Annotated in this window: 9 protein-coding genes; all 9 read right to left on the reverse strand. The window is 39.5% G+C overall.

Annotation, left to right across the window (positions count from 1 at the left end; all coding sequences use genetic code 11):
• Positions 1-17: 17 nt before the first annotated feature.
• Positions 18-3,365: a TonB-dependent receptor gene (locus tag ISP07_RS04230; protein ID WP_324616099.1), complete on the reverse strand. Its 3,348-nt coding sequence runs from the start codon at positions 3,363-3,365 to the stop codon at positions 18-20.
• Positions 3,353-3,478: a hypothetical protein gene (locus ISP07_RS20660; protein ID WP_267874650.1), complete on the reverse strand. Its 126-nt coding sequence runs from the start codon at positions 3,476-3,478 to the stop codon at positions 3,353-3,355. The genes ISP07_RS04230 and ISP07_RS20660 overlap by 13 nt, the downstream gene beginning before the upstream one ends.
• A gap of 244 nt (positions 3,479-3,722) precedes the next feature.
• Positions 3,723-4,691: an aldose epimerase family protein gene (locus tag ISP07_RS04235; protein WP_228290519.1), complete on the reverse strand. Its 969-nt coding sequence runs from the start codon at positions 4,689-4,691 to the stop codon at positions 3,723-3,725.
• Between the two features lie 5 nt (positions 4,692-4,696).
• Positions 4,697-5,725 (reverse strand): UDP-glucose 4-epimerase GalE, encoded by a 1,029-nt coding sequence (gene galE / locus ISP07_RS04240; RefSeq protein ID WP_209326900.1) that lies wholly within the window; start codon positions 5,723-5,725, stop codon positions 4,697-4,699.
• 10 nt (positions 5,726-5,735) lie between these two features.
• A complete protein-coding gene (galK, locus tag ISP07_RS04245) occupies positions 5,736-6,890 on the reverse strand; it encodes a galactokinase (protein WP_209326901.1) in 1,155 nt (384 codons plus the stop codon).
• The gene (locus ISP07_RS04250) at positions 6,890-7,942 is read right to left on the reverse strand and encodes a UDP-glucose--hexose-1-phosphate uridylyltransferase (RefSeq protein ID WP_209326902.1); all 1,053 of its coding nucleotides are present in this window, start codon (positions 7,940-7,942) and stop codon (positions 6,890-6,892) included. Before ISP07_RS04250 ends, galK begins: the two co-directional genes overlap by 1 nt.
• A gap of 11 nt (positions 7,943-7,953) precedes the next feature.
• Positions 7,954-9,042, reverse strand: a complete 1,089-nt coding sequence (locus ISP07_RS04255; RefSeq protein ID WP_209326903.1) for a glycoside hydrolase family 117 protein — start codon at positions 9,040-9,042, stop codon at positions 7,954-7,956.
• Between the two features lie 9 nt (positions 9,043-9,051).
• A complete protein-coding gene (locus ISP07_RS04260) occupies positions 9,052-9,990 on the reverse strand; it encodes a sugar kinase (RefSeq protein WP_209326904.1) in 939 nt (312 codons plus the stop codon).
• Complete coding sequence (locus tag ISP07_RS04265; RefSeq protein WP_209326905.1) at positions 9,987-11,582, reverse strand: MFS transporter; 1,596 nt, start codon at positions 11,580-11,582, stop codon at positions 9,987-9,989. Before ISP07_RS04265 ends, ISP07_RS04260 begins: the two co-directional genes overlap by 4 nt.
• Positions 11,583-11,745: the final 163 nt, after the last annotated feature.

Here is an 11,745-nt window from a genome sequence, read left to right on the forward strand (position 1 = left end):
GGCTAAAATAGTAATATTTAGAAATTTATACGAGTATTAAGCCTAAACGTTCGACCTGTATGATATTGATACACAGTTCTAGATTTAGTCGCTTCACCTTCAAGTGGACTCCCCTCATCAAAAGTTACCCCGCCTGCAGATAAGAAACGACTAGTAAAATACTGACGTACGCCTTCATCTGTTAAATTAGCAACTTGGAAAGATACAGAGACCATATCATTAACTTGATATGTAGCAGAAAAATCTAATGTTTGACGCCCTTCTTCCCATAATGAACCATTTTCCCATGACCTTTGCACTAATTGATCAGTTGTTCCCTGATACGATAAACGTAACTGATGCCCATTTTTTTCCCAAAAGCCTGTTAAGTTGTAGCTATGCTCAGGAGTATACGCAACAGCTAATGAAGGAAGTTTAACATCTGTGTTAATGGATGATACTTCTTGATCATATTCACTATCCTGAAAAGTATAATTGGCTTGAAGGCCTAAACCAGAAAAAATGCCAGGTAAATTGTCATAAGTTTGCATATACTGTAACTCTAAACCTTTAATAGATGCACCTTTACCATTTTTAATCCGAGTAGTATTAAATTTGGCACACATTTGCTCTAGGTCACCTGAATACATCCAGTCTTGTTGATAGTCTTCTCCACCTTGGAAGCGTTTAGGCATACATCCTTCCAAACTATCTTGCCCTGCAATTAACACTAGATCGTTTGGATCATATGTTTCTCCATCTGTTAAACCTACATCTCGAAGATCATCCATGTAAGTAACGACGGTTTCAGACTCTTCAAAATTAGTCATATCTTTATAAAATAAAGTAGCAGCTAATAAGCCTGATTTATTAAAATACCATTCATAAGATATGTCTAAATTAATTGATTCTAATGGGTCTAGTTTAGGGTTTGTTAATGTTATCCAATTATTTCTATTATCTCCTCCCCATTGAGTTTCTTGTACTTTGAAACCTGGACGCAACGAGTCAATTTGAGGCCGTGCCATAGTTTTTGAAGCCGCAAAACGAATAATTGTATCTTCGTCATGTAAGTAGTTAATATTTAAACTAGGAAGGAGTAAATCATATTCATGCTCATCTGTTACAGCAAATGTTCTTAAACTCCGATCCTCTGTTGGTAGTAAATTACCATTTTCATCAAACCTTCTTTCTCCATAGACATAATTTTTCTCTGTCGATACATCTGAATGACGCCATAACCACCACTCACTTTCATTTGGATTTCCCTGAATCGCATTCGGATCATGACAAGCACCTTGATCTGGAATTACTACGTCATCTGTTTTGTCATTTGTACCCAAAGTATCATAACCTAAGCCGTCAACTCTGGACCATCTTGTTTCTTCATCATAATTTGTGCCGTAAAAACGGATTGGCTCACATAAAGGTAAACTTGTGTCTCTTAATTCTTCAAGTTTGAAAGGGTCCATCAACCTGCCAGCATTTGATGGGTCGTAAGCAAATTGAACCCCTGAAGAGCCTGCAACTTCAACAGTAGTTCGGACATAACGAAGACCGATATCCCCTGTAACTTTTCCATCCATTAATTCAAAGTTTAATTTAGTATAAAGTGCTAAGTTATCAAGCTCTGTGTTACGGGTGTTTGAATCATCAGTGTTAAATTCAACTTCAGGACTTCCTTGAGCTACTTCGAATGCTTTGAATGCTGAAAAGCGATTCCAACCATCTGTAATACTATCACGATCATAGCCAAGACCGGCCATAAAATCATCTACAGGAAATTCTTCACCATTGCTGACCATTTCTCCTGTAATATCTCGTAAACCACTGCCAAGAACAGTTGGCTGACCAGTATATGGATTTAATACGACAACACCTTCACCTACTGTTGTAAACACACCAGTCTGAGCATCTACATATTTTGTGCGATTAGACCACTTAGCTCCAAACTCGATAGAGCGGAAATTATTTGAATCAAGTATATAATCGAAATCTACATACAATGACTTTTGTTCATCTTCAACTGTATTCAATGTACGATTCATATAATTCAAATGTTGGGCTCTTAAATCATCAGGATTGAAACCTGTTGTCCCATAATTATCCCAAACATTTAATGGGTCTCCGAAAGTGTCATTTTCTCCATAATCCACAGTGCCAGAACCAGAAACGAGCACGCATTTCCCGCTAGTACAGTCATAGCCAACTGGCTCAACATCCTCAGGTGGGACATTATTAATAATCCATGCATTTATGTTTGCATAGTTCTGTAATCCAACATAAACCGAATTATTGGGAACTTGTTCCGCTTTAGAGTAACCAACACCTAAATCCATTAATAAGTTTTCACTAAATTGATGATTCAAATCCAAAGAAAAAACAGAGCTTTTATTGTTATAATCTGCTTCTGATTGCAACAAATCACCAGTACCGAACCTGTTAACAAACTTTGTAAATGTATTAGTTTCTAAATCGATTGTTCGCCAATCAGCTTCCGGATCTGTATATTGAGCAGGCCCCGTAGAAAGGCCTGGGTCTTGACCTTCAACTAAGTTTCCATATTGAGTTGAACGAGTACGAATTCCATGCATTGAATTTAAGATAGACTGATCACTAATATTTGCATTGAAATTGAATTCAGTTTCATCACTAACAAGCCATTGAAGCCCTAAATTAACATTAGTTCTATCATGTTGACTTTCATGATATTCATAATCTGTTAAAAGCGGCGCGATGCCAACTGCGTTCTCAACGATATTTCCTTGTGTATCTGTTGCTAATGGGGATTCAACCGCAAACCATTGAGTAGCAGAGTATTGATCTTTTCTATAGGCGTTTGTTTCTTTAACGGCTGTAATTACTACACCAAATTTATCTTCAAAAAATTTACGCGATAACGTACCTGAAACTTTATAATTGTCTTCCTCAGATAAATCGTTATAACGGCCCTCTAAAGTAACGGTGTTAATTTCATAGTTTAGATCTAAAGGTTTTGTAGAAGTTAAGTTGATATTTGCTCCTAATGCTCCCTCTTCATGGTCGGCACTAGGTGTTTTAACAACTTCAATTTTGGATAAAATATCTGATGAGTATTGAGATAAATCAACCCCTTGACTATAACCAGTAGAACCTAACTGCACACCATTCATACTGATATTGTTTTGCTGTGAATTTGCTCCTCGAACAGAGACGCGAGAGCCCTCACCATCAACGCTCTGGACAGATACACCGGTTACACGTGATAGCGCATCGGCAATGTTTTGGTCAGTCGATTTACCGATATCTTCTGCGTTAATTGAATCAACAACATTTTCTGCAAAACGTTTATCATTTATTGATTTTTTTACACTAGCTGCCAGACCCGAGACTTCTATAATCTCAATATCTTCTTCAGCTCTTTTTTAGTCGTTTCCTGCTCAGCTGAATTTGCAATGTTTGAAGCAAAAATAGCTGCAGCGATTAAACTAAGCTTAAAAGCCCCATTATTTAGATGCATGTGTGTTCCCCTTTATAATTGTATTATGTTGTCACGTTATTATATTGTTAACAATAATATGATCCCCACAGCTTTGTCAAATGTATTTTGTTAACAATTTTAGCTTGCGCAAAATTTTTTATGGTGTCTATTTTTGAAATATTATTGTGTTAAAAGTCACGTAAATTAAGTAACAGATTCGATCAAAATAACCAAGTTCAAAAGTATATACTTCTCACTTATAACGCTATCGTTGAAATTCACTTTAAAAAAAGATTTTATACACTATTTTTTGATGATAAGGTTTTTCCGGTGAATACTGTGTGCTCAGAAAGTGTGAGTGATTCACAGCATTTGGTAACTCATGTGGCTCAATACACAACCCCATAAAAGGACCGAAATGTTGACCATCAATATGTCTATATCTTTCATCAAGATGAAACCCTGTATAAAACTGGCAGCCTGGCGATGTTGAATGTATATCAACTTGATAACCCGTCATTTTATTCACTATAGAGCCATGAAGCTGTAGTTGCCTAGTCCCCTGTGGGTCTAATAAATAGTAATCATCAAAACCGTTACTAGTTAAAACTGAAGCAAGCTTGGTAAATTCAGCAAAGTCATAATGGCTGTCATAAACATTCGCAAACTCACCATTTGCAATATTTTGCTCATTTTTTAATAACCGTAACCTGGCCGGTAATTTCACAAAATGATCTGTAACATCGTGCTGTTTACTTAGCGCTAAATTCCAGTAAATATGATTGGTTAAACTAAGTGGAGTGATTTCACTTGGGTCACCCTGCATTGCGATCACTAGCTGGTTATCACTAAGCTGATAGCTGACAATAAACTCAACACGACCAGGAAAACCTTGTTCATTGCTAGGGCTAACGTATCGAAAAGCCACCTTATTATTGCTGATATCGTGATCGATTACCTGCCAATCAACATGACTTAAACCCTTTTTACCACCATGTAATTGGTTAGCGCCCTCATTAGCAACGAGATTAACCACACGTTGCTCTCCGAGGTACTTACTATCAGCAATGCGATTAGCAACACGGCCTATAGTAGAACCTAAATAAACTGGATTACTGCGCCAATCGTCTTCATTGTCATAACACAAAGCAAGGTGATCGCCGTTAGGCGCCTCAATTGATCGAATAGTAGCGCCATAGCTACTTAAAGTCACTTTTAATCCATTGTGCTGCTTAAGCGTTATTGTCTGCATCACGGTTACTCGCTTAAAAAGCCCTGTGGATTTTTACTTTGCCAATGCCATGTATCTTTCATCATATCGGCCAAGGTAAATGCACATTGCCAATTAAGTACTTCTGTTGCTTTACTAGCATCAGCCCAAAACGCAGGTAAATCGCCTTCTCTTCTTTGTACTATGGTAAATTTAATATCAACGCCAGTATGACGAATAAATTCTTTCACCATGGTCAACACCGAATAAGGCGTGCCGGTACCTAAATTAAAAGCTTCGTATAACCCATGGTTTTGCTTGGATAACCACTGCAATGCTTTAACATGACCATTTGCAAGATCTGTAACATGGATGTAGTCGCGCTCACATGTGCCATCTTCGGTTGGGTAATCCCCACCAAAAATAGCCAACTGTTCACGTTTGCCCACTGCTACTTGAGCAATAAAGGGCATTAAATTATTAGGAATACCGAGCGGGTCTTCGCCTATTTCACCGCTGGCATCGGCACCAATAGGATTAAAGTAACGTAAACTTGCAACCTGAAATTGTGGGTTAGCGCGAGCAACATCTGTCAATATTTGCTCAATCATCGCCTTTGTTTGTCCATAAGGACTCGCCGGACGACCCAATGGCATACTTTCCGTGTAAGGCGGTTTAGCCCCTTCACCATACACAGTGGCAGATGAACTGAATACCAGTTTATTAACACCAAATTCGAGCATACACTGGCACAAATTGACACTCGATAATATATTTGTCTGATAATAACTCAGCGGTTTTTTCATTGATTCACCCACAGCCTTTAAACCTGCAAAATGAATAACGGCACTAAAGTCATGGGCACTAAACGTTGCTTTGAGTTTATCTTTATCCAATAAACTGGCATGTATAAACTCTACTTTCTTTCGCGCTAGTTTTTCGACTCGTGTTAATGACTCACGACTTGAGTTACTTAAATCATCAATAACCACAACTTCAAAGCCACTTTGTAACAGGCTCAATACGGTATGGCTGCCAATGTATCCGGCACCTCCGGTAACAAGTATTTTTTCCATTTTAAACCCCTTACGCACGAATAACAGACACACCAGGTGCAGGTAAACTGGTATAGATTGTTTCTTTAATACCGGTTTGTTGCTGATATTGAGATTCAATAGCTGCTATGACTTCTGCAACCATAACATTAGGTACAAATGCCACAACACAACCACCAAAGCCGCCACCGGTCATACGCACACCACCTTTATCACCAAGTACGTTATCGATAATTTCAACTAACGTGTCTATTTCCACTGTAGTGATCTCAAATAAGTCACGCATTGACTGATGACTTTGCGCCATCAACTTACTCAGCGTCGCAATATCGTTATTGGTAAAGGCTTGCATTGCTGAAAGTGTTCGCGCGTTTTCATACACTATGTGCTCAACGCGCTTTGCAACTTGGGGATCGAGCTGCGCTTTATTTGCTTCATAATCTTCAATTGACACGTGACGTAAACTTGGTTTTGCAAAAGCTTTTGCCCCAGCATAGCATTGCTCACGACGAAGGTTATATTCGCTATCAACTAAACCACGTTTTACATTTGAGTTGATCATCATGATGGTCATGCCTTCACTAATGCTCACTTCAATTAAATCTAAAGACTGGCAATCAATCCCCAGTGCTTGACCTTGCTGACCGCACGCAGAAATTAATTGATCCATAATGCCGCAGTTGCAACCCACAAAATTGTTTTCTGCCGCTTGACCAATTTTAGCTATTTCTTTACGTTCAATAAATAAATCACATAAATGGTTAAAGGCATAAGCAACACCAACTTCTAAGGCGGCCGATGAGCTAAGCCCTGCTCCTTGTGGAACATTACCGGTAATACAAATATCGCAGCCCGTTAATTGATGTCCGCGTTTTTGTAATTCATCAACCACGCCGCGCACATAATTACTCCAGCTTTGAGTTTGATGATGAGCGAGTTCTTGGCCTACGCTAAAGCTGTCAACTTCATTATTACAATCAAGGGCTAATACATTTACAGTTGAATCAGTACGCGGGGCAACGGCAATATAAGTGGCGTATTCAATGGCACAAGGCAGTACAAAACCATCGTTATAATCGGTGTGTTCACCAATTAAATTTACACGACCTGGTGCCTTCACAACAAAGTCAGCATCACGTCCGTAATGAGATAAAAATGCGTTGCGGGCATTGCTTTCAATGTTCATTATTTCACCTCTTTATAATGCGTCAGTGATTGCTGTTTTAAAATGGTAGCGGCTTGCTCTGGCGTTATATCACGCTGTGCCTCAGCCATCATTTCATAGCCCACCATAAATTTTTTCACCGTGGCAGAGCGCAACAACGGCGGGAAAAACTGGCCATGTAATTGCCAATATGAGTCATCGTGATCATCATATGGCGCACCATGCCACCCCATTGAATAGGCGAATGAACATTGAAATAAATTATCGTATTTAACGGTAATTTGTTTGATCATCTCAGCAAGGCTGATCTGCTGAGCGCTTGTTAACTGAGTCATTCTTGTAATTGCAAAACGCGGTAATAATAGGGTTTCAAAAGGCCATGCAGCCCAATATGGCACAACCACTAGCCAGTCTTCATTAGCACATACAACACGTTCATCTAATGCAAACTCGCGGTTGGCGTAATCCAGTAATAAATTACTGCCATGTTGCTGATAATACTTTTGTAAATTATGGTGTTTACGCTCAACTAAACTAGGGAGTTGATCTTGCGCCCAAATTTGTCCATGCGGGTGCGGATTTGAACACCCCATTACAGCGCCTTTATTCTCAAACACTTGAACCCACCGGTAAGTTTGCGAAAGCTCTGCACATTGCTGCTGCCAAGTATCCACTACATTGGTGATTTCACTGATCGAGAGCTCAGGCAGAGTTTTTGAATGATCAGGCGAAAAACAAATAACCCGTGCTGTACCGCGCTCTGTTTGCATGCTAAATAACGGATCACTTTTGCTTGCCTTTGGCACATCTTCACGTAGTGCAGCAAAGTCATTAGTAAATACAAAGGTTCCCTCATAATCTGGGTTTACTTCACCATTGATGCGCGTGTTTCCTTTACATAAAAAGCAATTTTCGTCATAGGCCGGCTTTACTTCATGATCAACAGCTTCTTCTTGGCCTTGCCAAGGACGCTTAGCTCGATGTGGTGAGACCAATACTGACTCCCCTAATAAAGGGTTAAATCGGCGATGTGGATGTTCTGTCGGATCAAATTCATTGTTTTGATTACTCATTACAGCAAACCTTAGTTACTATTTTGGAACGTGCCAGCATCAAGCACTTGTTTTCGTGGTGTAAAACGGCAAATATAATTCCAGTTCCAGCTAGCATCATATTTGTGACATAAACCCCAACCAATACCTGGCGCTGGATTTTCATCAAAGCCTTTATTTGGGCGATATAAACCTATGGCCTCTGGACCGCCTTTAATATGTGCCATGATTTCAAAGTTAATGCCGTCTTTAGCAAATTGAATGGTATTTTTTTCAGGACCATCTGTCGTTAGTAAACTGGCAATACCACCTCTAAAATTCCACACAACGACTTCGTGGCCACTGTTCGAGATAGGGTTGTATTCAGATTTAACGTAGGGCCCTAATACATTATCAGCGATAGCAACGCCATGTTTTATTTCGCGGCCACCAAAATTCATGCCCTCCCCTTGGGTTTCACCTTTGTAATACAGGTAAAATTTATTTTGAAAAAACACTAAGCACGGATCATGTACTTTATGACTATCAAAACTGCCTTTTTTACTCACAGCAAAACGATTATCTTCAATTCCAGACCACACACCGTCTTTGCTTGGGCTAACGATTGGTGCAGCTGACTTGTGCCAAGGACCATAAGGAGAATCAGCCTGAGCAATGGCAATATGCTCATATTGGCGGTTGGTATAAGGTGTTTCAACAGTTTGATAAACTAAATAGTATTTTCCTAAATGAGAAAAAACTTCTGGCGTAAATACCGCTCTATCATCGTACTTCCCAGCCTCGCCGCGGGCGATTGCCACGCCTTGCTCTTGCCACGTTATGCTATCTTTTGAAGTGGCATGCCAAACTTCGGTCAAATCCCACGGAAATACTTTTGCCTCAGGATCATTTGAATTGAAACCTACGGTTTCGCCTTCACCTTTTGTATACCAACAATGGTACAGCCCATCGATGTATAAAACTGATGACGGATCACGGCGAATAACCCCTTCTTCATATGCAAAGTCACCTTTTAATGGCGTTACATCAAACTCTGTTAACCATTGTGGGCCTTTTTGATCATAACCTCGTTCAATTGCTCTACGGCTTGCTAAACTTAATTTTTGTTGATTTTCAGACATGTATATTCCTTACTTTGCACTGCTTAATTTGAGCGCTTGGTAAACGTCAAAAGGTAAAATGGCACCCTGATATTGCACTACCTGGCATGCAACTTTATCAGCCATGTGTAAAGCTGCTTGTGGTTTATGATTAGTCATTCTGGCCGCTAAGTAAGTGCCCGCAAAAGAGTCGCCTGCCGCGGTGCTGTCAACTTGCTGCGGCGCAGGATTAAATGAGCACTGTGCAATTAAACTATTTTGGCAAAACACCTGCATGCCTTTAACACCGGCTTTTACTACCACTTCATTAACAGCAAATTGTTGGCAATACAGGACTATTTCGTCAATATCAGTGTGGCCAAATAAAGTATGATGGTCATCAAGCCCAGGCAATACGAGATCACTGATTTGGTATGCGCGCTCTAACCAGTCAATTGCATGCTCTTTTGATTGCCACATACGGGCACGGTAATTAGGGTCAAACGCAATGGTGCAGCCTTGTCGTTTTAAACTAGCTAATAAATCGAGTAATGCTTGTTTGGATTCGTCATCAAGAATAGCTAAACTGATACCACTAAAAAACACCCAATCATTAACGCCTAAACCTAAATCGAATGGCTTGGCAGCAAACAGCTTCATCATATGTTTAGCAGCAGATTGATTACGCCAATAATCAAAACTACGCTCACCTTGTTGATCTGTTGAAATTGCGTAGATCCCTACATTATGCGTAGCCGTTTTTATTACTTGCTGAGCGCTAATGCCTTCTTGTTGCCATTTTTTCAGCATGTTGACACTTAATACGTCTTCACCAACCGCTGTAAATAATTCACAATTTAGCTGCTCTGCAAAACGCTTGGCGTAAACTAAAGCGTTATACGTATCTCCGGCAAACGATTGCTTGCATTCACTGATCCCTTGAGGTACCAGCTCCACCATACATTCGCCTATCGCTAATAAAGTACTCACACCCCCTCCAATACTTTTTTAGCTGATACACCGGCTAATTGCTCTTCAATCTCTTCAATCGATTTATTTTTTGTTTCAGGCATAATTTTATAAAGTAAGACAAAACCAATCACGCCACTCATGCTATAAAACAAAAAGATATTCGCCGCACCAAAGTTATTTAATTGCCAAGGGAAAAACTGCTGAACTAAGTAGCTCACAACACTGGCAATAAAGGCAAACGTTGGAATGGCAACACCACGGATACGGGTTGGGAATATTTCAGAAAAAATAACCCACATTATAGGCCCGATTGAAAAATGAAACGCGGCTATAAAACCTGCAATACCGAGTGAAATAAGCGGTGCATTAATTGTTGCCGCACGTTGAATTAAATCACTTTCAAAACCTTGTAATTGGGTTGCAGAGAACACCGTGGCCAAAGCACGTTTAAACTCAACATCACTGTGATATACCTGACCAATTAATTGCTCTAACCCAGCCACTGTATTTAAGCTTGAAAATTCAGCAATATGCTCTGCTGATAAGCTGTATTCTGCCTGACTAAAGCCGATATAACACATAAATAAGCTCAACGTTGCCGTTGCTAAACCACCAATCACTAAAGGTCGACGGCCAAGCTTATCAATCAAAACAATAGCCACCACTGTAAACACAATACTAACCAAACCAATTAACACCGCATTTAAAAATGCCGCATCTGTTCCCACACCCAACTGCTCAAACACGGTTGGCGCATAAAACATAATGGCGTTAATCCCAGTGACTTGCTGTACCAATGCGATTGTTAACGCAATAATCACAGCGGCACGGACACGACTATCAAGTAACTGTTTGAATGAAGCTAGATAGCTACCGCTATCTGAATAGTCGGTTAAACTCGACTTTATAGTTTGCAGCTGTTCAGCGGCCAGCTTACTACATTTGGTTAAGCGTACTAACACCGCTTTTGCGCGTATTTCGTTGCCTTTCATTACTAACCATCGAGGGCTTTGCGGAATAGTAAATAACAATAAAAACCAAATAACAGCAGGAATAACTTCAACACCCAGCATCCAACGCCATAAATTATCTTGCATTGCATAAGTGCTGACCCATTGATAACTACTTTGCGAAAGCTCAACGAGTAAATAATTTGCGAAATAGGCTGCCGATAAACCGACAACAATATTTATTTGGATCATAGAAACCAGCTTGCCACGATACTTAGCTGGGGCTACTTCGCCAATATACATTGCAGCCACTGATAAAGACGTAAACGCCAACCCACCAATAAAACGTGCAATCACTAACGCTTCGTAACTTTGCGCTAATACTGAAGAAATAGCTGAAAAAATATAAATGAACGCAATGCCAATAAGTGTATTTTTACGACCAAGTACGTTACATATATACCCAGTTATCAATAAGGCGAATAACACGCCAAAACCAGGAGCGCTTACTACAGTACCTATTTGTATATCAGTTAAATTAAACTCAGCAGAGACAAAACGAACCGTTCCTGAGATCAAAGCAGCATCTAAGCCAAAAATAAAACCGCCAAAGGCGACTACCAAGGCAAAAAAGAAAACATTACGGTTGCTACCATTCATACATCTTTATCCAATTTTATTGTTATCATCGTGTTTATCTATTGAAAGCTAACAATCAAAAATGACTTTTAAATTGTCAACAATTAACCATAAATTCAATTCGAGGTTATTTCATAATTAACTCCTATGCAACATATATTTTGAAAAAATTAAAGGAATTAAT

Origin of the sequence: Pseudoalteromonas sp. PA2MD11 (genome assembly GCF_017808125.1) — a bacterium.
GTDB lineage: Bacteria > Pseudomonadota > Gammaproteobacteria > Enterobacterales > Alteromonadaceae > Pseudoalteromonas > Pseudoalteromonas simplex.